General features: G+C 61.0%; 25 protein-coding genes. 17 read left to right on the forward strand and 8 right to left on the reverse strand.

Going from position 1 to position 23,771, the window contains the following annotated elements:
* Positions 1–18 precede the first annotated feature (18 nt).
* Positions 19–774: a sulfite exporter TauE/SafE family protein gene (locus tag ACR0EZ_RS14570; protein ID WP_480614209.1), complete on the forward strand. Its 756-nt coding sequence runs from the start codon at positions 19–21 to the stop codon at positions 772–774.
* Here the strand turns inward: ACR0EZ_RS14570 and ACR0EZ_RS14575 are convergent.
* Positions 771–1,070 carry a hypothetical protein gene (locus ACR0EZ_RS14575; protein WP_480614211.1) on the reverse strand — a complete coding sequence of 100 codons (300 nt, stop codon included), beginning with the start codon at positions 1,068–1,070 and terminating at the stop codon, positions 771–773. The two genes, ACR0EZ_RS14570 and ACR0EZ_RS14575, sit on opposite strands and share 4 nt — an antisense overlap.
* A 178-nt stretch (positions 1,071–1,248) precedes the next feature.
* Between ACR0EZ_RS14575 and ACR0EZ_RS14580 the strand changes: the two genes are divergently transcribed.
* From ACR0EZ_RS14580 to ACR0EZ_RS14625, 10 genes are all read left to right on the forward strand, one after another.
* Complete coding sequence (locus ACR0EZ_RS14580; RefSeq protein ID WP_480614213.1) at positions 1,249–2,106, forward strand: HpcH/HpaI aldolase/citrate lyase family protein; 858 nt, start codon at positions 1,249–1,251, stop codon at positions 2,104–2,106.
* Positions 2,107–2,112: 6 nt separating this feature from the next.
* Complete coding sequence (locus ACR0EZ_RS14585; RefSeq protein WP_480614215.1) at positions 2,113–2,667, forward strand: NnrU family protein; 555 nt, start codon at positions 2,113–2,115, stop codon at positions 2,665–2,667.
* A 12-nt stretch (positions 2,668–2,679) separates the two neighbouring features.
* Positions 2,680–2,886: a DUF1737 domain-containing protein gene (locus ACR0EZ_RS14590; RefSeq protein WP_480614217.1), complete on the forward strand. Its 207-nt coding sequence runs from the start codon at positions 2,680–2,682 to the stop codon at positions 2,884–2,886.
* Positions 2,886–3,914, forward strand: coding sequence for a MaoC family dehydratase (locus ACR0EZ_RS14595; RefSeq protein WP_480614219.1), 1,029 nt, complete (start codon positions 2,886–2,888; stop codon positions 3,912–3,914). The genes ACR0EZ_RS14590 and ACR0EZ_RS14595 overlap by 1 nt, the downstream gene beginning before the upstream one ends.
* A gap of 66 nt (positions 3,915–3,980) precedes the next feature.
* Positions 3,981–4,643, forward strand: coding sequence for a DUF1194 domain-containing protein (locus ACR0EZ_RS14600; protein WP_480614221.1), 663 nt, complete (start codon positions 3,981–3,983; stop codon positions 4,641–4,643).
* 214 nt (positions 4,644–4,857) lie between these two features.
* The gene (sdhC, locus tag ACR0EZ_RS14605; protein ID WP_480614223.1) at positions 4,858–5,244 is read left to right on the forward strand and encodes a succinate dehydrogenase, cytochrome b556 subunit; all 387 of its coding nucleotides are present in this window, start codon (positions 4,858–4,860) and stop codon (positions 5,242–5,244) included.
* Positions 5,245–5,256: 12 nt separating this feature from the next.
* On the forward strand, positions 5,257–5,628 hold the full coding sequence (gene sdhD / locus ACR0EZ_RS14610) for a succinate dehydrogenase, hydrophobic membrane anchor protein (protein ID WP_480614225.1): 372 nt from the start codon (positions 5,257–5,259) through the stop codon (positions 5,626–5,628).
* An 18-nt stretch (positions 5,629–5,646) separates the two neighbouring features.
* Positions 5,647–7,452: a succinate dehydrogenase flavoprotein subunit gene (gene sdhA, locus ACR0EZ_RS14615; RefSeq protein ID WP_480614227.1), complete on the forward strand. Its 1,806-nt coding sequence runs from the start codon at positions 5,647–5,649 to the stop codon at positions 7,450–7,452.
* Positions 7,453–7,537: 85 nt separating this feature from the next.
* Entirely contained in the window at positions 7,538–8,164 is a 627-nt protein-coding gene (locus tag ACR0EZ_RS14620) for a sulfotransferase (RefSeq protein WP_480614230.1), read from the forward strand.
* A gap of 13 nt (positions 8,165–8,177) precedes the next feature.
* Entirely contained in the window at positions 8,178–8,957 is a 780-nt protein-coding gene (locus ACR0EZ_RS14625) for a succinate dehydrogenase iron-sulfur subunit (RefSeq protein ID WP_480614232.1), read from the forward strand.
* A gap of 562 nt (positions 8,958–9,519) precedes the next feature.
* On the opposite strand, the gene deoD is transcribed toward ACR0EZ_RS14625, so the two are convergent.
* From deoD to ACR0EZ_RS14640, 3 genes are all read right to left on the reverse strand, one after another.
* Positions 9,520–10,233, reverse strand: a complete 714-nt coding sequence (gene deoD, locus ACR0EZ_RS14630) for a purine-nucleoside phosphorylase (protein ID WP_480614234.1) — start codon at positions 10,231–10,233, stop codon at positions 9,520–9,522.
* An 18-nt stretch (positions 10,234–10,251) separates the two neighbouring features.
* Positions 10,252–10,569: an H-NS histone family protein gene (locus ACR0EZ_RS14635; RefSeq protein WP_480614236.1), complete on the reverse strand. Its 318-nt coding sequence runs from the start codon at positions 10,567–10,569 to the stop codon at positions 10,252–10,254.
* 125 nt (positions 10,570–10,694) lie between these two features.
* Positions 10,695–12,662: a protein meaA gene (locus tag ACR0EZ_RS14640; RefSeq protein ID WP_480614238.1), complete on the reverse strand. Its 1,968-nt coding sequence runs from the start codon at positions 12,660–12,662 to the stop codon at positions 10,695–10,697.
* A 144-nt stretch (positions 12,663–12,806) separates the two neighbouring features.
* Here ACR0EZ_RS14640 and ACR0EZ_RS14645 point away from each other — a divergent pair, with 144 nt between their 5' ends.
* The 6 genes from ACR0EZ_RS14645 to ACR0EZ_RS14670 all read left to right on the forward strand — a co-directional run bounded on the left by ACR0EZ_RS14645 (position 12,807) and on the right by ACR0EZ_RS14670 (position 19,724).
* A complete protein-coding gene (locus ACR0EZ_RS14645) occupies positions 12,807–14,195 on the forward strand; it encodes a 1-acyl-sn-glycerol-3-phosphate acyltransferase (protein ID WP_480614239.1) in 1,389 nt (462 codons plus the stop codon).
* A gap of 115 nt (positions 14,196–14,310) precedes the next feature.
* Positions 14,311–15,594: a crotonyl-CoA carboxylase/reductase gene (ccrA, locus tag ACR0EZ_RS14650; protein ID WP_480614241.1), complete on the forward strand. Its 1,284-nt coding sequence runs from the start codon at positions 14,311–14,313 to the stop codon at positions 15,592–15,594.
* Positions 15,595–15,963: 369 nt separating this feature from the next.
* Complete coding sequence (locus ACR0EZ_RS14655; RefSeq protein WP_480614243.1) at positions 15,964–16,683, forward strand: helix-turn-helix transcriptional regulator; 720 nt, start codon at positions 15,964–15,966, stop codon at positions 16,681–16,683.
* An 83-nt stretch (positions 16,684–16,766) separates the two neighbouring features.
* Complete coding sequence (locus ACR0EZ_RS14660; RefSeq protein ID WP_480614245.1) at positions 16,767–17,405, forward strand: acyl-homoserine-lactone synthase; 639 nt, start codon at positions 16,767–16,769, stop codon at positions 17,403–17,405.
* A gap of 61 nt (positions 17,406–17,466) precedes the next feature.
* A complete protein-coding gene (locus tag ACR0EZ_RS14665; protein ID WP_480614247.1) occupies positions 17,467–18,999 on the forward strand; it encodes an ATP-dependent DNA helicase in 1,533 nt (510 codons plus the stop codon).
* The gene (locus tag ACR0EZ_RS14670) at positions 18,996–19,724 is read left to right on the forward strand and encodes an SDR family oxidoreductase (protein WP_480614249.1); all 729 of its coding nucleotides are present in this window, start codon (positions 18,996–18,998) and stop codon (positions 19,722–19,724) included. Before ACR0EZ_RS14665 ends, ACR0EZ_RS14670 begins: the two co-directional genes overlap by 4 nt.
* Before the next feature lie 3 nt (positions 19,725–19,727).
* Here the strand turns inward: ACR0EZ_RS14670 and ACR0EZ_RS14675 are convergent, their stop codons facing one another.
* The 4 genes from ACR0EZ_RS14675 to ACR0EZ_RS14690 all read right to left on the reverse strand — a co-directional run bounded on the left by ACR0EZ_RS14675 (position 19,728) and on the right by ACR0EZ_RS14690 (position 23,771).
* On the reverse strand, positions 19,728–20,498 hold the full coding sequence (locus tag ACR0EZ_RS14675; protein ID WP_480614251.1) for a TIGR02186 family protein: 771 nt from the start codon (positions 20,496–20,498) through the stop codon (positions 19,728–19,730).
* A complete protein-coding gene (locus ACR0EZ_RS14680; protein WP_480614253.1) occupies positions 20,498–21,418 on the reverse strand; it encodes a sulfite exporter TauE/SafE family protein in 921 nt (306 codons plus the stop codon). The genes ACR0EZ_RS14675 and ACR0EZ_RS14680 overlap by 1 nt, the downstream gene beginning before the upstream one ends.
* 248 nt (positions 21,419–21,666) lie before the next feature.
* Positions 21,667–22,677 (reverse strand): ABC transporter permease, encoded by a 1,011-nt coding sequence (locus tag ACR0EZ_RS14685; RefSeq protein WP_480614255.1) that lies wholly within the window; start codon positions 22,675–22,677, stop codon positions 21,667–21,669.
* Positions 22,677–23,771, reverse strand: coding sequence for an ABC transporter permease (locus tag ACR0EZ_RS14690; RefSeq protein WP_480614256.1), 1,095 nt, complete (start codon positions 23,769–23,771; stop codon positions 22,677–22,679). Before ACR0EZ_RS14690 ends, ACR0EZ_RS14685 begins: the two co-directional genes overlap by 1 nt.

The following is a 23,771-nucleotide window of genomic DNA, read 5'->3' on the forward strand; positions in this document are numbered from 1 at the left end:
CGATTGACGGGACGCCCGATGTTCGAACTGAACCTGATGTTTTTTGCCGTGGCGATCCCGGCGGTGATTTTTGCGGGGATATCCAAGGGCGGTTTCGGGTCCGGTGTCGCCTTTGCGTCCTCGTCGATTCTGGCGCTGATCCTGACGCCCGGACAGGCGCTGGCGCTGATGTTGCCGATCCTGATGGTGATCGACGTGGCAACGCTGCGGCCTTACTGGAAACGCTGGAGCTGGCCGGATGCACGCCTTTTGATCCTGGGTGCAGTGCCCGGTGTGGCGTTGGGCGCGTGGCTGTATCGCGCGACCGATGACGATCTGCTGCGTTTGCTGATCGGAGGCATTTCGGTTGGATTCGTGATCTGGCACGTCGCTCAGTCCAAGGGTTGGATTCGCGGGTTCGCCAATCGTCTGCCGCCCTCGGCGGGGCTGTTTGCAGGGCTGATCGCCGGGTTTACCAGCTTCGTCAGCCATGCGGGCGGGCCACCTGCCGCCGTCTATCTGCTGTCGCAGCGCCTGTCGAAGACGGAATACCAGGCCAGCACAGTGCTGGTCTTCTGGGTGATCAACGCGGTGAAATTCGTGCCCTTCGCCTATTTGGGCCTGTTCACATGGCACACGGCGCTGGCCGATCTGCTGTTGACCCCGTTCGCCATCCTGGGGGCATGGCTTGGCGTTCGGGCACACTTCATGCTGTCCGAACGCCTGTTCTTTGGCATCGCCTACGTGCTGCTGACCCTGACGGGCAGCAAACTGATCTGGGATGCGCTGACCTAGGCGTTGGGCGGCAGAGCGTCGGCCAAGGCCTCAAACGACTGGCCCGAGGCGATCAGGCAGGTCACACCTTCAGGCAAAGTCACGGTGATGGTCCAGCTGCCGGTTTTGTCCGAGGCATAGACCTCCATCACCGCGCCCTGCCGCGCGATGCCGATGCTGCGGCGCGTTTCGCCATAGGTCTCGGCCAGCCGCTGCACCACATCTGCCCGTGGCGCGCAGTTCTGTGCGCTGACCAGTTGCGCCGCCAGCACCATGATACCCAGCCCGATCGTCATGTTCAGAAGCGTGTTCTTCATCGCTCACCCCTATTCGATTCCATCTGCCAGTCAGGGTGCAATCCGCAGGCCGAAATCGCGTTAAGGCAGCGCACGTTGCGTCAATTGCCGGAAATGCTGCGCTGCGGCGATTTTGCCCTTGAACTTTCCGCCAAAAAATGCCCCATTTCGCGCAACATTATTTCAATGGGAGAGGCCAGTGGACTCGCGTCAACGCCCCTATCGCTCTGTTCTTTACATCCCTGGCTCGCGAGATCGCGCGCTGGACAAGGCCCGCAGCCTGCCGGTTGATGCGATCATCTTCGATCTGGAAGACGCCGTCGCCGTCGATGAAAAGGCCAATGCGCGGGAAACGCTGAAGTCGGCGCTGGCTGCCGGAGGCTACGGAGCGCGGGTCAAGATCGTGCGCATCAACGGGCTGGACACCGAATGGGGCCGTGCGGATGCCGAAGCGGTGCGCGGGATGGATGCCGATGCCGTGCTGCTGCCCAAGGTGAATTCGGCGGCGGATGTGGAAGCACTGGCCGCGATCACCGGTGATCTGCCGATCTGGGCGATGATGGAGACCCCGCGCGGGATGCTGAACGCGCCCCAGATCGCGGCGCATCCGCTGATGGCCGGCTTTGTCATGGGAACCAATGATCTGGCCAAGGAATTGCAAACCCGCTTTCGCCCGGATCGCCTGCCGCTGATGACCTCGCTGGGCCTGTGCCTGCTGGCCGCCAAGGCCGAGGGGCTGATCATCGTGGATGGGGTCTACAACGCTTTCAAGGATGCCGAAGGTCTGGCCGCCGAATGTGAGCAGGGGCGCGACATGGGCTTTGACGGCAAGACACTGATCCACCCGGCGCAGGTGGATGTCGCCAACACGGCCTTTGCCCCCTCGGAGGTCGAGATCGATCTGGCCCGTCGTCAGATCACCGCCTTCGAAGAGACCGAGGCACAGGGGCAGGGCGTCGCCGTTGTCGATGGCAAGATCGTGGAAAACCTGCACGTTGCAACCGCCCGCGAAATTCTGGCAAAAGCAGAGGCGATTTCAGCTTTGCAAGCGGGGTAAGCCAGCATGGGCTTTGTTCTTCTGATCCTTGGCGTGGCGCTTTGGTGGGCCGCGCATCTGTTCAAACGCGTGATGCCCGAGCGCCGCGCGGCGATGGGCGATGCGGGCAAGGGTGCTGTCGCGCTGGCGCTGGTGGCGGCGATATTGCTGATGGTCTTCGGTTATCGGACTGCCGATTCTTTCGACACAATCGTTACTCCGCCCGGATTGAAGCACGTGAACAATCTGCTGGTCCTGATCGGGATCTGGATGATGAGTCCGGCCGGCACCAAAGGCCGTCTGTTTTCTGGGCTTCGACACCCGATGTTGCTCGGGTTTTCGCTCTGGGCGTTTGCGCATCTGCTGGTCAACTATGATCCTGCGTCGTTGATCTTGTTCGGCGGCCTGCTGGCCTGGGCTATCGTCGAGATAGTTACAATCAACAAATCCGAACCCGACTGGACCCCCGGCGAGCCCGGCACCTATGGCAAGGATGCGATGTTCTTTGTCGCCTCGATCGTGCTGCTGGGCATCATCGGCTATATCCACGGGCTGGTCGGCCCGTCTCCGTTCGGATCGTAAGGGGTTAATCACATGGCAAAACTCTACCGTCTGCTGACCGAGGAAGACACCTCGGCCTTCTGCCACAAAGTGTCCGATGCGCTGGCAAAGGGATGGGAGCTTCATGGCGACCCGGACTACGCCTTTGACGCGGCCAACAACGTGATGCGCTGTGCGCAGGCTGTCACCAAAGAGGTCGAAGCCGACTATTCCCCCGAAATGAAACTGGGACAGCAATAATGGCAAAAACCAATCCGGGTAACTTTTTCGAGGATTATTCTGTCGGGCAGGTGCTGCATCATGCGGTGCCGCGCACCGTGACCGATGGGGAACGGGCGCTCTATAATGCGCTCTACCCCGCGCGCCATGCACTCTATTCCTCGGATGAGTTCGCGCGGACCTCTGGCCTGCCGCAAAGCCCCATCGACGATCTGGCGGCGTTCCATGTGGTATTTGGCAAAACGGTCCCCGATATCTCGCTGAATGCGGTTGCCAATCTGGGCTATGCCGAGGGGCGCTGGTTGAAGCCGGTCTATCCAGGCGACACGCTGCGGTCGGATTCCGAGGTGATCGGCCTCAAGCAGAATTCAAATGGCAAGACCGGTGTTGTCTGGGTGCGGACACGCGGGCTGAACCAGCATGACGAGGTGGTCATCGAATATGTCCGCTGGGTGATGGTGCGCAAATCGAACCTCGATGTGCCTGCGCCCGAGACGTTGGTGCCCGAGTTGAAAAAGGTCTTGGACCCCAGTGATCTTGTCATTCCGCAGGGCCTCGATTTCACGACCTACGACTTTGCCCGGTCCGGCGAGCCGCATCGCTGGAGCGATTACGCAGTCGGAGAAACCATCGACCATGTGGATGGCGTGACCGTGGAAGAGGCCGAGCATATGCTGGCCACCCGCCTGTGGCAGAACACCGCCAAGGTGCATTTCGACCTGACCTTCCGCCCCGAGGGACGGTTGATCTATGGCGGTCACGTGATCTCGATGGCGCGGGCCTTGTCGTTCAACGGTCTGGCCAATGCGCAGATGATCGTGGGCCTGAACGGTGGCGCGCATGCCAACCCGTGTTTTGCGGGCAATACGATCAAGGCGTGGTCCGAGGTTCTGGACAAGGCCGAAACAGATGTGCCGGGCGTGGGCGCGCTGCGCCTGCGGCTGGTAGCGACCAAGGGCGGAGCGCCGTTTGAACTGCGCAATGCCGATGGCAAATACCTGCCCGACGTGTTGCTGGATCTGGATTATTGGGCGTTGATGCCGCTCTGACCTTCGCCGCTCTTGTCACGACATTCTGAGGAAGGCAGGGCGCGCCATCCGTGCTAACCTGCGCCCATGGTTTTGCTTCGGTCCCTTGCTGTTTGTTTGTTTCTGGCCCCGCCCGTCTGGGCCTGCGACCTTGCACTGGCGCTGGCGGTGGATGTGTCGGGCTCGGTCGACAGCAACGAGTACCGCATTCAGATGGACGGGCTTGCCACCGGGTTGCGCGATCCGGTGGTTTCCGAGGCGCTGGTGAGGGGGCAGGCGCGGTTGATGCTGGTCCAGTGGACCGGCGCGTCACGCCAGCGGATCACGATCCCCTGGACCCGGATCGACAGTTTCGATGCGCTGGACAGCTTCGCGGATCAGGTGGCCGCCGACCCAAGGGTCTGGCGCAATTTCTCGACCGCGATCGGCGAAGCGCTTGAAGCCACGATTGCCAGTTTCGACACCGTGTCGGATTGCAAGCGCCTGCTGATCGACATCTCGGGCGACGGAATATCGAACGAGGGGGTCGAGCCAACACAGGTTCACAGCCTTCTGCGCAGCCGGGGCGTGACGGTGAACGCCATCGCCATCGAAGAAAGCGAGCCCGACCTGACCGCCTATTTCTTTGAAAACGTGATCGTCGGCGAAGGTGCGTTTGTCGTTTCAGCCGCCGGATTCGACGATTACCCCGAGCGAATTCGAAAAAAGCTTCTGCGCGAAGTGACGCAGCAAACCGCGGCCCTGAAATGAGGCCGTGCAGATTCGTGATCACAACGCTTCGCCGTTGAAATCGCTAACATTGAAAGGGTGGAATAGGTTTTGTGATCACGAGATTATTTTGTGTGATCACATAGCGCGACATTCCGCCATTTTGAGGCAAAATTAACCCTTTTTGCAGCTGCAGCACGTGACAGACGTGGAAAAAACGGTAAAACCATCGGAAGCCAACCGAAAAGGAGCCGCCATGGCCGATGTCAATCGGGGCAACCGCCCGTTATCGCCGCATCTGTCGATCTATCGTCCACAGCTGACGTCGGTCACATCTATCCTGACGCGCATCACCGGAAACGCCCTGATCATCGCCGGGCTGCTGATCGTCTGGTGGTTCCTCGCTGCGGCGACCTCGCCCGAGGCCTTTGCGGTTGCAAATGGGGTGATCACCTCGGTTCTGGGCGATCTGGTCATGGCGCTGTCGGTCTGGGGCATCTGGTATCACGCGCTGGCGGGCGTCCGTCATCTGATCTGGGACAACGCTTTGGGGCTGGACCTGCCCACAGCAACCAAGCTGGGCTGGGCGGTTGTCATCGGCTCGGTCGTGCTGACCCTGCTCACCCTGCTGATCGTCGCGTAAAGGAGGCCTGACATGCGTTATCTGACGGACCGCAAACGCGCGATGGGCCTGGGATCGGCCAAGGCGGGTACGGCTCATTTCTGGCGGATGAAGGTCAGCTCGGTGGCTTTGCTGATCCTTGTCCCGCTGTTCATCTTCACATTCGGCCCGGTTCTGGGTCAGCCCTATGACGTGGTGCTGGATTATTACTCGCGCCCCTTCCCGGCGATTGTCGCGGCGCTGACGCTGGGGGTCGGGTTCAAACATTTTGCCGAAGGCGCGCAGGTGATGCTCGAGGATTATGTGCACGGCACCATGGAGAAGGTGCTGATCATCCTGACCACCTGCCTGTCCTACGGCGCGGCTGCCGCTGGCATCTTCGCCATCGCGCGTATTGCCCTTTAAATCCCGGAGCTGAAAGAAATGGCTGCATACGAATACGAAACACACGAATATGACGTGGTCGTGGTCGGCGCCGGTGGGGCCGGTCTGCGGGCGACGCTGGGCATGGCCGAACAGGGCCTGCGCACGGCCTGCGTGACCAAGGTGTTCCCGACCCGCTCGCACACGGTTGCCGCACAAGGCGGCATCGCGGCGTCGCTGTCGAACATGGGGCCTGATCACTGGCAGTGGCATATGTATGACACCGTCAAGGGCTCGGACTGGCTGGGTGACACCGACGCGATGGAATATCTGGCGCGTGAAGCCCCCAAGGCGGTCTACGAGCTGGAGCACTATGGCGTGCCGTTCAGCCGGACCGAAGAGGGCAAGATTTATCAGCGCCCCTTCGGTGGCCACACCACCGAGTTTGGCGAAGGCCCCGCCGTGCAGCGTACCTGTGCCGCCGCCGACCGGACCGGCCACGCGATCCTGCACACGCTTTATGGTCAGTCGCTGAAGAACAATGCTGAGTTCTATATCGAATATTTCGCCATCGACCTGATCATGTCCGAGGACGGGCAGTGTCAGGGCGTTGTCTGCTGGAAGCTGGACGACGGCACGATGCATGTCTTCAACGCCAAGATGGTGGTGCTGGCGACCGGCGGTTATGGCCGGGCCTATTTCAGCGCGACCTCAGCCCATACCTGCACCGGCGACGGCGGCGGCATGGTGGCCCGCGCGGGACTGGCGCTGCAGGATATGGAGTTCGTGCAGTTCCACCCGACCGGCATCTACGGCTCGGGCTGCCTGATCACCGAAGGCGCGCGGGGTGAGGGCGGATACTTGACCAACGCAGAAGGCGAACGGTTCATGGAGCGTTATGCGCCCCAGTACAAGGACCTTGCGCCGCGCGACTATGTCTCGCGTTCCATGACCATGGAAATCCGCGAAGGCCGTGGGCACGGCGACGACGGCGATCACATCCACCTGAACCTCAGCCACCTGCCCGCCGAGGCCTTGGCCGAGCGCCTGCCGGGCATCTCGGAATCCGCCCGTGTGTTTGCCGGTGTGGATGTCACCAAGGAACCGATCCCGGTTCTGCCGACCGTGCACTACAATATGGGCGGTATCCCGACCAACTATTGGGGCGAGGTTCTGAACCCGACCGCCGATGATCCGACCGCCGTGGTCCCCGGCCTGATGGCTGTGGGTGAGGCCGGTTGTGCCTCGGTCCATGGGGCGAACCGTCTGGGGTCGAACTCGCTGATCGACCTTGTGGTCTTTGGCCGCGCGGCGGCGATCCGGGCTGGCAAGGTGGTTGATGCCGCCGCGCCGAACCCGGAACTGAATCAGGCCTCGGTCGACATGGCCTTTGATCGGTTCGACGCGGTGCGCAATGCCAGTGGGGCGGTTCCGACCGCCGATCTGCGGCTTGAGATGCAGAAGACCATGCAGCAGGACGCAGCCGTGTTCCGCACCGCCAAAACCATGGCGGAAGGGGTCGAGAAGATGACCGAGATTGCCGCCAAGATGGACGATCTGAAGGTTTCGGACCGCTCGCTGGTCTGGAACAGCGACCTGATGGAATCGCTGGAACTGACCAACCTGATGCCAAGCGCGTTGGCCACCATCGTCGGGGCCGAGGCGCGCAAGGAATCCCGTGGTGCCCATGCGCATGAGGATTTCACCGAGCGGGATGATGAGAACTGGCGTGTCCATACCGTGTCCCGGGTCGATGGCAACAAGGTCGAGCTCAGCTATCGCCCGGTGATTGTCGATCCGCTGACCACCGAGGATCAGGGCGGCATCAGCCTCAAGAAAATCGCGCCCAAGGCGCGGACGTTCTAAGGGGCGACGCAGTGGGGCGCAGGCGTCATAACCAAGCGGGTACAGCGTGCGGCCTTTGCGCGCAGCGCCCTGCCGGGTGCGCCTCATGACGGTTCAGGTTCTGCAACCCACCGGAAGCGATCCGAAGATCCTGCTGATCGGCCTGAATCGCTGTGCGACGACCTCGTTCCACAAGCTGTTTCAGGCCAACGGCATCCCGTCGGTGCATTGGGTGGATGACAAGGGCGATAACCTGGCGCAGCGGATGATGACGAATATCGCCATGGGCCGCAAACCGCTGGACGGGTTCGGCGCGACCCGTGCCTTTGCCGATCTGGCCTTTGTCAACGGCCGCTTCATGGTCGATGGCGCGCGGTTCTTTCGCGAATTGCTCGAGGCCTATCCGGATGCCTATTTCCTGCTGAACACACGCAACCGCGACGACTGGATCGCGTCCCGCGCGCATCACGCCAATGGCGGCTATCTCGAACGCTGCTGCAAGGCCAACGGCCAGACGGCGGATGAAGTGAAACGGGGCTGGGCGCACATGTACGACGTGCACCACGCCGAGGTCGAAGCCTATTTCGACGGCAACCCCCGGTTCCTGCGCTTTGACATCGATGAGGACACGCCGCAGGCAATCGCGGACTGGCTCTCATCCGATTTTGATGTGAACATTGCCCATTGGGGGCACTACAATCGCGGCGCGTCAAAACGCGCCCGGACAGGCTGAATGGAGAATTGAGATGGTTCAACTGACCCTGCCCAAGAATTCCCGGATCACCACCGGTAAGACCTGGCCCAAGCCCGAAGGCGCAACCAATGTGCGCAAATTTCAGATTTACCGCTGGAACCCCGACGATGGGCAGAACCCGCGCGTGGATACATATTTTGTCGATATGGACACCTGCGGCCCAATGGTTCTGGACGCGCTGATCAAGATCAAGAACGAGGTCGATCCGACCCTGACCTTCCGCCGGTCCTGCCGCGAGGGCATCTGCGGCTCCTGTGCGATGAATATCGACGGGATCAACACGCTGGCCTGTATCTACGGCATGGATGAGATCAAGGGCGACGTGAAAATCTATCCGCTGCCGCATATGCCGGTGGTCAAAGATTTGATCCCCGACCTGACCCATTTCTATGCCCAACATGCCAGCATCATGCCGTGGCTGGAAACCAAGACCAACCGTCCGGCGAAAGAATGGAAGCAATCCATCGAGGACCGCCGCAAGCTGGATGGCCTGTATGAATGCGTGATGTGCGCAAGCTGTTCGACTTCGTGCCCCAGCTACTGGTGGAACGGTGACCGCTATCTTGGCCCCGCCGCGCTGCTGCATGCCTATCGTTGGATCATCGACAGCAGGGATGAGGCCACGGGCGAGCGTCTGGATGAACTGGAAGACCCGTTCAAGCTGTATCGCTGCCACACCATCATGAACTGCGCCAAGACCTGCCCCAAGGGTCTGAATCCGGCCAAGGCGATTGCCGAGATCAAGAAGATGATGGTCGAACGCGCCGTCTGATGCGCGCCCTGCGCTTGCCGGATTGCGGCAAGCGCATGCCCAGATTGCAAAATTATGCGAGGCGCTGCCCGTAAGCACGCCCTAATCTGAGCGCAGGGAGGAGTGATGAGATCAAGTCAGGATCACTCCGATGAGGACAAACACAGCCAAAACAAAAATCGCAGGCAGAAGAGGCACTGGAACTGCTCGAGCAGGCCTGGGCCTATTACACTCCACAGCCCGTTCCGGTCAAAACGGCGGACCAGCCGGACCTGTTTGAATACGCAAACGCGGCCTGAGCCGAAATATATCGAACTTGCCAACACCGGTTGGAATGGGCATTGAAATGAAATGCCCGTTCTGCTTCTTCTTCTTGCCGCCGGAGTGTTCGCCTATTTTATCTGGCGCGCGCGATCCTCATCTCTCAGCCGCGATTGCCGCTGGCGGCAACACCGCAAAGAGGGTCTGTGGGTCTGCACCTTTTGCGGGGCAGAGCATGAGGGGGCGGACAGCCCGACGCAATGTTTGCGGAACTCTGTTGAGCGAGAGTGAGCGGGCAGGGGCAAGCCCTGCCCGACGAGTGTCAGGTCGCCTCGGGAAAGGCGGTCTGCAGTGCGATTTCGACCATATCGCCAAAACTGCTTTCGCGGTCGGATGAGGGCAGCGCCTCGCCGGTCAGCAGATGATCTGAGACCGTCAAAACCGCCAAAGCCCGGCACTTGTGGCGCGCGGCGAGGATATAAAGCTCGGCGGCCTCCATTTCGACGCCCAGAATGCCATGCCGGACCATCTGTTCATTCAGATCGGGGCGTTCGTCATAGAACACGTCAGACGAATAGATGCCGCCAACATGGGTCGGTGTGCCCTTGGCCTGCGCTGCTGCGGCGGCGGCCTGCAACAGGTCCCAATCGGCGCAGGGGGCGAAGTTCAACTCCTTCATGATGCCGCGCGACGGGGTGCTGAGCGTGGTTGAGGTCATCGCAAGAATGACGTCGCGCACATTGACACTTTCCTGCATGCCGCCGCACGAGCCGATCCGGATCAGCGTTTTGGCCCCGTAATCGCGGATCAGTTCATTTACGTAGATCGAAAGGGACGGCATCCCCATGCCACTGCCCTGAATGGTAACAGGGTTTCCCTTCCAATTTCCGGTGAACCCGAGCATTCCGCGGACGTTATTGACTTGTTTAACATCTTGCAGAAATGTTTCCGCCGCCCATTTCGCCCGATACGGATCACCGGGCAAAAGAACGGTTTCCGCAATTTCACCTTTTTCAGCGCCGATATGAATTGTCATTCCGAAACACGCCCTGTTTTAGATTTCCAACTCGGAAATATCCGCACCCGATTTCAATGCGTCATGAACCCATTGCGGTTTGCGGCCCCGACCGGTCCAGGTCTGATCCGGCGCGGCCGGGTTGCGGTATTTTGCCTTTGCTTTCGGCCCCTTAGCGCCGCGCGGTGCATCGCCCGACAATTCGGACAGCGAGAATCCGAATTCGGCGGCTGCCTTTTCCGCGGCTTTCAGCGCTTCCTGACGCTCGCGTTTCTCGGCGTTCACAAGCGCCTTTTCGACATTATCGCGTAAGTTCAGCAGCTCTTTTCGCGACATGCTTTCAAGATTGATCCCCATCATTCTTCTCCGTACCTGTATTGAATCACGGCAAACATACGTATCCGTATGAATTGCAAATGCCGGTATATTCCATTCCCGTTTGATCGGAAATAGGTATTGGGAAGTTTGGGATAAAGTGGTCGTTATTCCGCCGCTATCGATTGCGGATCCACCAGGGTCACGATGTCACCCATGATGGAATTCAACTCGAAATTCTTGGGCGTGTAGATTTTCGCCACCCCCATGGATTTCAACTTTTCCGCGTCTTCATCGGGAATGATACCGCCGACAATCACCGGAATATGCGCCAGACCTGCGTCTTTCATACGGGTCATGACGTCCTGAACCAGGGGCAGATGGCTGCCGGACAGGATCGACAGGCCGATCACATGGGCGTCGTCCTCGATGGCTGAGGTCACGATTTCCTCGGGCGTCAGGCGGATACCCTCATAGCTGATATCCATGCCGCAATCGCGGGCGCGGAATGCGATCTGTTCGGCCCCGTTCGAATGTCCGTCCAGCCCCGGTTTGCCGACCAGGAATTTCAGGCGGCGGCCCAGCCGGTCGCTGGCGGCATCCACGGCGGCGCGCAGGTCGTCCAGACCTTCGGTCTTGTTCGACACCGACCCCGAAACGCCCGTTGGGCCGCGATAGGTGCCGTAGACCTTGCGCATCTCCTCGGCCCATTCGCCGGTGGTGACCCCGGCCTTGGCAGCGGCAACGGACGGCTCCATCACATTGGCCCCGGTCTGCGCCGCCTCGCGCAACGCCGCCAGAGCCGCCTTAACCGCTGTGTCGTCGCGTTCGCTGCGCCAGTCGTTCAGGCGGTTGATCTGTTCCTGCTCGACCGCCGGATCGACAACCATGATGCCGCCATCTTCGGTCTGCAGCGGCGAGGGTTCGCCGTCGATCCATTTGTTCACGCCGACAACGACGGTTTCGTTGCGCTCGATCCGGTTCAGGCGCTCGGCATTTGAATCCACCAGACGGGATTTCATGTACTCGATCGAAGCGACCGCGCCGCCCATCGAGTCCAGATTGGCCAGTTCGGCCCGCGCGCCCTCTTTCAATTCCTCAACCTTGGCATCCACGGCGGGGTTGCCATCGAACAGGTCGTCATATTCCAGCAGGTCGGTCTCATAGGCCAGAATCTGCTGCATCCGCATCGACCATTGCTGATCCCATGGGCGGGGCAGGCCCAGGGCTTCGTTCCATGCGGGCAATTGCACGGCGCGCGCGCGGGCCTTCTTGGAAAGGGTGACGGCCAGCATCTCGATCAGGATGCGGTAGACGTTGTTTTCCGGCTGCTGCTCGGTCAGGCCCAGCGAATTCACCTGTACGCCATAGCGGAATCGGCGGAACTTGGGGTTCTCGACGCCGTAGCGCTGTTGCAGGATCTCATCCCAAAGATCGACGAAAGCGCGCATTTTGCACATTTCGGTGACAAAGCGGATGCCGGCATTCACGAAGAAGGAAATCCGCCCGCACAGCGCCGGGAAGTCCTCGGCAGGCACACGGGGGCGCAATTCGTCCAGCACCGCGATTGCGGTGGCCAGCGCATAGGCAAGTTCCTGTTCCGGCGTAGCACCCGCCTCTTGCAGGTGATAGGAACACACGTTCATCGGGTTCCATTTCGGCACGTTGGAATAGCAATACTCGGCCACATCCGCGATCATCTTGAGCGAGGGTTTGGGCGGGCACACATAAGTCCCGCGGCTCAGGTATTCCTTGATCAGGTCGTTCTGCACCGTGCCTTGCATTTTAGACACATCCGCGCCCTGTTCCTCGGCCACCGCGATATACAGCGCCAAAAGCCACGGCGCGGTTGCGTTGATCGTCATCGAGGTGTTCATCTGTTCCAGCGGAATCTGGTCGAACAGAACCCGCATGTCGCCCAGATGGCAGATCGGCACGCCCACTTTGCCGACCTCGCCGCGCGCCAGCGTGTGATCGCTGTCATACCCGGTCTGGGTCGGCAGATCGAAAGCCACCGACAGCCCGGTCTGACCCTTGGCCAGATTGCCCCGGTACAGCGCGTTCGAGGCCTGGGCGGTGGAATGTCCGGCATAGGTCCGGATCAGCCAGGGGCGGTCTTTCTGCGTCTGCGTCATAAGCGGGCCTCGATTCACGTTGAGCAACAAAATTACGTTCAGACGTTCTAAAGCGCAATTTTCGGGACATGTCAATTCGCTGCGTTGCGGCATTCCGGGATTGTTCAGATTGTGAGCGCTGGCGATTGATGGCAGTGTGCAGTCATGACGCAGACCGTGGAACTTCCGCTTTGGCTTTTTGTGCTGATCGTGATCTTTGCCGCGGTCACCTTCGCGTCGCATTTTCTGTTTCCCTCGGTGCGCTGGTTCTTTCGCCGCCGCCTGGAACGCGCGGTCTCGCGCCTGAACACACGCCTGCAACGTCCGATCCAGCCGTTCAAGCTTGCGCGCCGTCACGACATGATCCAGCGGCTGATCTACGATCCGCAGGTGGGGCAGGCAGTGCAGCAGCATGCGCGTGAAGAGGGCATCCCCGAAAGCGTCGCCTCGGAAAAGGCGCGCCGCTATGCGCGCGAGATTGTGCCGTCATTCTCGGCCTTTGCCTATTTCAGTTTTGCCATCCGTCTGGCGCGTCTGCTGAGCAATACGTTCTATGACGTGCGCCTGAGCTATGAAGACGAGGCGGCGGTGAAAGACATCGACCCGGACGCCACGGTTGTCTTTGTCATGAACCACCGCAGCAATATGGACTATGTGCTGGTGACCTATCTGGCGGCGCAGCAGTCGGCCTTGTCCTATGCGGTGGGGGAATGGGCGCGGGTCTGGCCGCTAAGCCGCCTGATCCGGGCCATGGGCGCTTATTTTATCCGCCGCAAGTCCGGCAATGAACTTTATCGTCAGGTGCTGGCCAGCTATGTGCGCCACGCGACCGAGGCCGGTGTGACGCAAGCCATGTTTCCCGAAGGTGGTCTGAGCCTGACCGGGGCGCTGGGCCGCCCCAAGCTTGGATTGCTCAAATACATCATGGACGGAACCTCGCCTGACGGACGGGATGTGGTGTTTGTGCCGGTTGCGCTGAACTACGACCGGGTGCTGGAAGATACCATTCTGACCCGCGCGGCGCTGGGATCAGAACGGCGGTTCCGGGCCCGGATCGGGGTGATCACCGGCTGGATCCTGAAACAGTTCTGGCGTCGGCTGATTGGCCGGTACAAGCGGTTCGGGGTGGCCTCGGTCCGTTATGGAATGCCGATCTCGCTGCGCGAGTTTCGGGGCGGCAATGGCGAAGATGTGATGACGGATCTTGCAAGGGAACTGATGCGGCGCATCGGGCGGGCCATCCCCTTGGTTCCCGTACCCGCGGCCTGCGCGTTGCTGCAGGACAAACAGACCCTATCGGTAACCGAGGCACAGACGCGGATCGAAGCCATGCTGGAGCAGGACAACACGCAACCGGCGACCTATACCGATGCGGTCTCGGCCGCGCTCGACATTCTGGTTGAACGCCGGATTCTGCGCCGGCAGGGGGATGTTCTGTCGCTGTCGGGACAGCGCACGGACCTGCTGGAATATTACGCTGCTTCGGTCCCGGACCGTCTGAATTTGGCTGACGCCGCACCTGCAAAAGAAAATTCTGCACCTGCTGGGTCATAAAATTACAAATTCGCGTGGAAAACGGTTGCATTGTTGCGTGGCGGCCAATATCCCATCATATGAAGCACGCGATTCTGCGTCGCGGCAAAAGTAATGAAAGAAAAAGGAGGCCAGCATGGCTTTGGACACCGAAAGCGGTATCGCGTCGTACGAGGCACCCGAGAAAGACCTCTATGAAATGGGTGAAATCCCTCCGATGGGATTTGTGCCCAAACAGATGTATGCGTGGGCCATCCGCAAGGAACGCCACGGCGAGCCGGTCACGGCCATGCAGCAGGAGGTTGTCGATGTTCCGGCGCTGGACAGCAACGAGGTGCTGGTTCTGGTGATGGCGGCGGGCGTCAACTATAACGGCGTCTGGGCTGCGCTGGGCCAGCCGATCAGCCCGTTTGACGGCCACAAGGCCCCGTATCACATTGCCGGTTCGGATGCCTCGGGCATTGTCTGGGCGGTGGGCGACAAGGTGAAACGCTGGAAGGTCGGGGATGAGGTTGTCATCCACTGCAACCAGGACGATGGCGATGATGAGGAATGCAACGGCGGCGATCCGATGTATTCGACCAGCCAGCGCATCTGGGGGTACGAGACGCCGGATGGCTCGTTCAGCCAGTTCACCCGCGTGCAGGCGCAACAATTGATGCCGCGCCCCAAGCACCTGACCTGGGAAGAGGCCGCGTGCTACACCCTGACCCTCGCCACAGCATATCGCATGCTGTTCGGGCACGAGCCGCATGACCTGAAGCCCGGCCAGAACGTTCTGGTCTGGGGCGCGTCGGGCGGGCTGGGTTCATACGCGATCCAGTTGATCAACACGGCGGGTGCCAATGCGATCGGCGTGATCTCGGACGAAAGCAAGCGTGACTTTGTCATGGGTCTGGGCGCCAAGGGCGTTCTGAACCGCAAGGATTTCAATTGCTGGGGGCAATTGCCCACGGTGAATACCCCGGAATATGCCGAGTGGTTCAAAGAGGCCCGCAAGTTCGGCAAGGCGATCTGGGACATCACCGGCAAGGGCAACAATGTCGACATGGTGTTCGAGCACCCCGGCGAAAGCACTTTTCCGGTCTCGACCTTCGTGGTGAAAAAGGGCGGCATGGTGGTGATCTGCGCCGGAACCTCGGGGTTCAACTGCACCTTTGACGTCCGCTACATGTGGATGCATCAGAAACGCCTGCAGGGATCGCATTTCGCGCATCTGAAACAGGCCTCGGCCGCGAACAAGCTGATGGTCGAGCGTCGCCTGGATCCGTGCATGTCCGAAGTCTTTACATGGAACGACCTGCCCGAGGCGCATATGAAGATGCTGCGCAACGAGCACAAGCCGGGCAACATGTCGGTTCTGGTGCAATCGCCCCGCACCGGCCTGCGCACGCTTGAGGAAGTTCTGGACGCAGGCTGAGATACACGCATCGGTTGTTGACCCTGACACCCGCAAACTGCGCTGCCGGTTTGCGGGTGTTTTGCGTTTGATTTTCACCGCGCCCCGTTTTCAAGGTCTTACAATTTTCAGCCCCGCTGTTTTTGGGGAGTAGAAACCAGCGAATATGCCAATAAACATGGCACATGTTATGGTTGTGTTAACCCTTCGTTAACTAATTCAGTGAGACCCTGATGGCGCAAAATGATTGGATACTGGACGTTTTGTCGGACCTTAACGCTTTCGCCGTCGCGAATGGGTTAAGTGCGCTTGCGGAACAGCTTGATGACACCAAGTTGATCGCTGCGGCCGAGATCGCGTCCATGAAGGATGAGGCACAGACGCCCGCGCATGGGAACAGAACTCGATTTGAGTCAAATCCTGCAGGATTTGGAAAACACCAGCACGCTTGATGAACTCACCGGCGTCGCCGTTCGGCTACGGAACCGGCTGAAGGTCGAACATCTGACATATCACTGGGTGGATGGCGCCGGGGACCAATACGGCTGCACCACCTATTCCGATGCCTGGGAGGAACGGTATCGGGACAAGAATTACCACAGAATTGACCCCGTTATCCTGGGCTGTTTCCAGCGGTTTCATCCGGTTGACTGGAAAACTCTGGACTGGTCGGGAAAGGTGGCCAAGGCGTTTTTGCAGGATGCGCGCAGCCATGGGGTTGGCAATCAGGGATATTCGATCCCGATCCGCGGCCCCAATGGCCAGTTTGCCCTGTTCACGGTCAATCATTCCTGCAGCGATCCGGTCTGGGCCGATTTCATCGCCACCTATGGGCGCGAGCTGATTCTGGTGGCGCATTACATCAACCGCAAAGCGCTGGAGTTCGAGGTGGACAGGCAACCCGACGCCCCGCGCAGCCTGTCGCCCCGTGAAATTGACGCGATGACGCTGCTGGCGCTGGGCTACAGCCGGGCGCAGGTGGCTCATTCCCTGTCGATCTCTGAACACACATTGCGGGTCTATATCGAAAGCGCGCGCTCGAAGCTGGGCGCGCAGAATACCACTCATGCCATCGCAACGGCCCACAGCCGCGGATTAATAGTCGTTTAACGGGCGCTCGCCCCTCGAACGGGAAATTAACCACGTGCTTGTACCCCCTTCGTTCCTTCACAGGACGACAAGGGGAACAAGACATGTTGCGCTATCTCTATGCTGATGAGCTGCACAAATTTCCGGTATTGGCCGAGGGGATGTTCAGGGACCGGGCGGATCAGTTCAAAACCCGTCTGGGATGGGATGTTCACGTCAATGACAAGGGGGAAGAGCGGGATCAGTACGACGACCTGAATCCGCTTTACGTCATTTGGGAAGAAGCCGATGGCAGCCATGGCGGCTCGATGCGGGTTCTGCCGACGACCGGACGGGTTATGGTGAATGAGGTCTTTGGCCATCTGACCGGCGGCAGACCGATCCACAGCCCCCTGATCTGGGAGGTGACGCGCTTCTGCCTGTCCCGCACCGCCAGCCCGCACACCGCCGGGGCCATCATGCTGAGTGGTGGTGAGATGATGGAGGGGTTCGGCCTGACCAACATCGCCGGGGTGTTCGACGCGCGCATGATCCGCATCTACCGCCTGATCGGTTCCTCGCCTCAGGTTCTGGGCACCGAAGGCAGCGGTCGCGATCAGATTTCGGTGGGCCTGTGGCCCTATTCTGCGGACGATTGCAACCGCGTGGCGGAGCGTGCGGGCATCCCGCGCGAGCTGTCGCGTCTGTGGTTCAACACCGCGTTTGGCACCGGTCGGCAACACCGGTTTGCGCTGTCTGCTTGAACGGCTGGATTTCGCAAATCCGCATCTGGTGAAGGCTGGCGCGGCCCTGTAGGGTCGCGCCATGTCCTTGCCGAATGTGACTTTCTCTGACGATCAGGCCGCGGCTTTCGACAGCATTGCCGAGATGCTGCGCGCGGCCGGTGTTGACCTGGAAGACGACGCCCTGCTGAAACTGCCGGGGGGCGGAACATCGGGCACAATGGCGGTGATCGGCAAGGCCGGTTCGGGCAAGACGCTGTTGCTGGCCGAGCTTTACAAGGCGCTGGCCGAAACGGGCGTGCAGATCGTTTCGGGTGATTTTGAAAGCCGGAAGTCGAGGGACAAGCGCAGCCTTGCGATTCTGGCCCCGACCAACAAGGCCGCCAGCGTGTTGCGGCTGCGCGGGGTGCCCGCGACGACCATTCACCGCATCCTTTATACGCCGGTTTACGACCCGGAATATGAACGCATCGCCGAATGGCTGGCGGGCAATGACGACCGGCCCGAGATCGAAGGCCTGACCGACGAAGCGCTGGATCGTGCTGCCGCCTTTTATGCGAACAACAAATCCATTCCGGGGGCTCTGGCCGCTGCTGGCCTGCGCGGCTCGGACTTCATCACCGGCTGGAAACGCCGGGATGAGCCGCTGGATATCGGCTTTGTCGATGAGGCCTCGATGCTGGACGACCGGCAGTTCGAGGACCTGCAGGAAATCTTTCCCACCCTGCTGCTGTTCGGCGATCCGGCACAGCTGGCCCCCGTCAACCAGTCCGGGTCGATGGTGTTCGACGGGCTGCCCGAGCCGCGCAAGCTGACCCTGCACCGGGTGCACCGGCAGGACGCGGACAACCCCATCCTCGACCTCGCGCATGCGCTGGCCGACCCGGCCATGGGGTTTGAGGATTTCGAGCGTCTGATCGAAGACACCGCCCGCCGCGACGACCGTGTGGTCTGGGGCCAACGGGTCGAGGTCGATCTGATGGCGCGCAGCCCGGTTCTGGTCTGGCGCAACGCGACCCGCATCCGGCTGATACAGGCGTTCCGGCAGGTGCACGGCGCGCCGGATACGGAATTGCTGGAAGGTGAGCCGCTGATCTGTGACGGCATCGAACTGCCGTTGAAACACCGCAAAAAGCGCCTTGATCTTGAGGCGCGCGGGCTGATCAAGGGTGCTCAGGTCATCTATCTGGGGCCGGGCCGGAAGCCCGGATTCTCGCGACTCCATGTGATGGGGGCCGAAGACCCGCAGGTCAGCGCCGCCTCGATCGTAAAGATCGAAAAACCGGATGAGGAAGAGCCGTTCATCCCCTACGCGGCCCGCATGGGGGCCACCTTTCTGCACGGTGCAGCGGTAACCATCCACAAGGCGCAGGGGTCGCAATGGGACACGGTGCAGGTCTTTGCCCCCGACATTTACGCCGCCGCCCGCATGGGGCGGACCGAGGCCGGGCAGCCCTTGTGGAAGCGGCTGGCCTACGTTGCCATCACCCGCGCGCAGGAACGCCTGATCTGGGTGGTGCGCAACCGGTTGGCGAAACCCACGCATCCGCTGCGTGTGGATGACCTGCGCGCGGTCCCTGCGGCGTCACTGACATTGGAGGCGGAAGAGACATGAAAACCATCATCGTAACCGGCGCAAGTTCCGGTATCGGGCGCGCCACGGCCGAGCTGTTTCTGGCCGAAGGCTGGACCGTTGGTCTGCTGGCGCGCAGCGAAGACAAGCTGTCCGAAATGGCGCAGGCGCATGCGAACGCAATCCCTCTGGTCGCGGATGTGACCGACCCGGTTGCGGTTGCGCGGGCGTTCCGGTCCTTTTCCAACCGTGCCGACAGGCTGGACGTGCTGTTCAACAATGCCGGTATCTTCGCGCCCGGCGGCAAGATCGACGAGATTGCACTGGACGATTGGTATCAAAGCGTCAACGTCAACCTGAACGGCATGTTCCTGAGCGCGCGTGAGGCATTTCGGATCATGCGCGACCAGAGCCCTCAGGGTGGGCGCATCATCAACAACGGCTCCATCGCCGCCCATGTGCCGCGCCCCAATTCGGTGCATTATTCGGCCACCAAACACGCGATCACCGGGCTGACCCGCAGCCTGTCGCTGGACGGGCGCGAGCTGAATATCGCCTGCGGTCAGATCGACATCGGCAACGCCCGCACGCCGATGGTTCAGGACCTGGTGGATACAGCCATTGCCGAGGGCAGAACGCCGGATCCCACTATGGCGGTCGAAGACGCGGCGCGCTCGGTCCTGCATATGGCCAACCTGCCGCCCGAGGCGAATGTTCAGTTCCTGACGGTGATGGCGACCACCATGCCCTATATCGGCAGAGGCTAGGCGCTACTTCTCGCGCAGCAAGCGGAACGCGGTCGAGGCCCCCCAACCCGAGGCGATGGCGATGACCAGCGACATCAGCCCGTACCAGACCGGTTGCTGGCGGGACATGTTGTACAGGAAACGCTCCAGCCCGACCTTGCGGACATCGATGGTGGTTTCGTATTGCGACACAACCTCGCCGCCCCGGGTCAGGAAGATGCGCGCCTTGTAGTCGCCTTCGGTCAGGTCGGCCGGCATGTCGATTGAGGTGCGGAACAGGGTTTGTTCATCGACCGCAACGGTGTTTTCCCGGATCGAATACAAGTGTTCGCTTTCCCGTATGCGCACCACCGCCTCGGCGAAGTCCTGAGCGCCGCGAATATGCATGGCCGCCCCGACCGAGCGGATGGCGCGTTCAATGGAAATCCGATAGCGCAGGTCCTCGGTATCGGTCAGGATCTGGTTGAACGGGCCGCTGGTTGCAACGGCATAAAAACTTGGGGCCGAGTCGACCAGAACGCTGTCCACGTTCACCCATATCCCCAGTTTGCGCTCTTTGCGGCGCACCATCACCGGCTCGGACGGCCCGGCGACAGCCACGATAACCTCAAGCGGTGGTCCGGAGGGGATCGGGGCCTCGCGTTTGATGGCACCGAAGATCAGGATTTCCGAGCCGTCGAAATTCGCCGTGATGGCCACGCGGTCCTGGCTCAGGCCCAAAACGACCTGTTCGTCCACGGCGAAGGCGGGTTGGCCCAGAAGGCACAGAAGGGCGATGAGCGCGCGCAGAGCCATCAGTGCCCCCCCTCAGCGCCAAGGGAAAACAGCTCGGACGGTTGCAGCAGCAGGTCCAGCGCCAGTTTTCCGCAGACCACAAGAACCAGCGCCGCCAGCAAGACACGCAGCTGTTCTGCGGGCATGCGGGCGCCGATCACCGTGCCGATCTGGGCCCCGACGACGCCGCCGATCAGCAGCAGAACCGCCAGAACCACGTCGACAGTGTAGTTCGTTGTCGCGTGCAGCATGGTCGTGAAGGCGGTCACGAAGATAATCTGAAACAGCGAGGTGCCGACAACCACCTTGGTCGGCATGCCCAGCAGATAGATCATCGCAGGCACCATGATGAACCCGCCGCCCACACCCATGATGGCCGACAGGACCCCGACGCAAAGCCCGACCAGAACCGGCGGGATGACCGAGATATACAGGCCCGATGTGCGAAACCGCATCTTGAACGGCATCGCGTGCACCCAGCCCCGCTGCCGCCGTTTTGCGGGCGCGCCGCCGCCTTTCTTGGCCTTGCGCAGCGCGCGCAGGCTTTCGACGAACATCAGGCTGCCGATGACCCCAAGGAAGATGACGTAGCACAGCGTCACCAGCAGATCGACCTGGCCCAGGCTTTTGAGGTAGTTGAACACAACCACCCCCAGCGCGGCCCCGATCAACCCCCCGGTTAGCAGGACCGTCCCCATCCTGAAATCCACGGTTTTTCGTCGGAAATGCGCCAGCACACCTGAAAAGGACGAGGCCACGATCTGGTTGGCCTCGGTCGCGACGGCCACGGCGGGGGGGATGCCGATGAAGAACAGAAGCGGCGTCATCAGAAAGCCGCCGCCAACCCCGAACATGCCCGACAGAATACCCACCATACCGCCAAGCCCCAGCAGCAGGAAGGCGTTGACAGAGACTTCGGCAATCGGAAGGTAAATCTGCATGGTGTCTCTTAAGCAAGCCCCGGACCGGCGGGGTGCGCGGCCAGGCTGATTCCAAAATTGTTACGAACGGCTTGCACGTAGCACCACAGTCCGGGTGATGCGCAACCCGCCTCACCCAGATGCTTTTTGAACCCGAATGGCAAAGGGTACACGCGCATACCCCTTTAGAACGGTTGCGACATGCAAAATCAACACTGCATGCCGCTCTGCAGCGAACAGGACTGAGTTTTGGTTCGGAACTGGACCTATCACCGTTCCTTGACGTAAGGCTCGCCGCCTGCGCGCGGGGGGATGGCCTTGCCGACGAAACCGGCCAGAATCACCACGGTCAGGATGTAGGGCAGGGCGTCCATGACCTGCACCGGAATGATAACGCCGCCCAGATCGATGTTCTGGAACCGCAGCGCGACCGCCTGCAGCAGCCCGAACAGCAGACAGGCCCACATGGCATGCCAGGGCCGCCATTTCGCGAAGATCAGCGCTGCCAGCGCGATAAAGCCACGGCCAGCGGTCATTTCCTTGACGAACCCGGCTTGCAGGGCCGTCGCCAGATAGGCCCCTGCGATACCGCACAGAATGCCGCAAATGGCAACGGCGGCATAGCGCAGGCCGACCACGGACACACCGGCGGTGTCCACCGCTGCCGGGTTTTCGCCCACCGCCCGCAGGCGCAGACCGAACCGGGTGCGGAACAGGATCCACCATGTCAAAGGCACCATCAGAAAGGCGACATAAACGAGGATCGAGTGCCCGGACAGCAGCTCGGAATAAACCAACTCCACCGGATTCGCATCGGACATCAGGTCCGAGACCGAGCGGCCGCTCAGTTCGGCATCTTCGGGACCGATGGCATAGGGAAACTCGGCGGATTCAAAGCGTCCGCCGCCAAACAGCGATGGGGTGCGGCCGCCCTGCTGGAACCAGCTTTGGGCAATCAGCACCGTCAGGCCAGACGCAAGGAAGTTGATCGCCACGCCCGAGATCAACTGATTGCCCCGGAACGTGATCGAGGCAAAGCCGTGCAACGCGGACAGAACCAGCGAGGCCGCGATACCTGCCAGCAGCCCCAGCCAGACCGAGCCGGTCACGGCGGCAACGGCGGCAGAGAAGAAGGCCGACATCAGCATCTTGCCTTCAAGCCCGATGTCGAAAATGCCCGCGCGTTCGGAATAGAGCCCCGCCAGACAGGCCAGCAGCAGCGGCGTGGCCAGACGGATGGTCGAATCGAGGATCTGGATGAGTGTTAAGAAAAACTCCATCACTCCGCCCCTTTCCGCAGGCTCAGAAACAGCTTCTCAAGCGGCATGCGCACCATATTGTCCAGCGCCCCGGTGAACAGGATCACCAGCGCCTGAATGACCACGATCAGCTCGCGCGGGATCGAGGTCCAGAGCGCCAGTTCGGCACCGCCCTGATACAGGAACCCGAACAGCAGCGCGGCCAGAAATACGCCGAAGGGATGCGACCGGCCCATCAGTGCCACGGCAATCCCGATAAAGCCCGCGCCTTCGGTCGAGTTCAGGACCAGCCGCTCTGCCTCACCCATCACGTTGTTGATCGCCATCAGACCGGCCAGAGCGCCCGAGATCAGCATGGCGATGATGGTGATCCGCACCGGTGAGATGCCCGCATACACGGCGCCGGTTTCCGAATGGCCATAGGCGCGGATTTCATAGCCCAGACGGGTGCGCCAGATCAGCGCCCAGACCACGAAACAGGCCAGGATCGCCACGAAGAACGAGATATTCGCAGGCGCGCCCCGGAACACCACGTTTTCGGCGGTCGAGAACATCGACTGGAAGGTCGGCAGATGCACCGCCTCGGGGAACCGCGCGGTGGCCGGGTCCTGCGAGCCTTGCGGGCGCATCACGTTGACCAGCATGTAGTTCAGGAAAGCCGCGGCGATGAAGTTGAACATGATTGTGGTGATCACGATATGGCTGCCGCGCTTGGCCTGCAGATAGGCCGGAATCGCGGCCCATGCTGCGCCAAAGATCATCGACCCGACACAGGCGGCCAGCAGGGCGATGCTCCAATGCGGCCACGGGATGTACAGGCAGACCATCGCAACGCCCAGCCCGCCTAGCATCGCCTGACCTTCGCCACCGATGTTGAACAGCCGGGCGTGGAAGGCCACGGCCACCGCCAGCCCGGTGAACATGAAGTTGGTGGCGTAATACAGCGTATAGCCCCAGCCATAGGTCGACCCCAGCGCGCCCGTGACCATCAGGTTCACGGCCTCGACCGGGTTTTCACCAATGGCGAGGATCACCAGCGCCGACAGGATGGCGGCCAGCATCAGACTGATCAGCGGGATCAGAACGACATCGGCCCATTTTGGCATCTTTTCCAT

The sequence above is a fragment of the Ruegeria sp. AK4 genome, assembly GCF_056541025.1.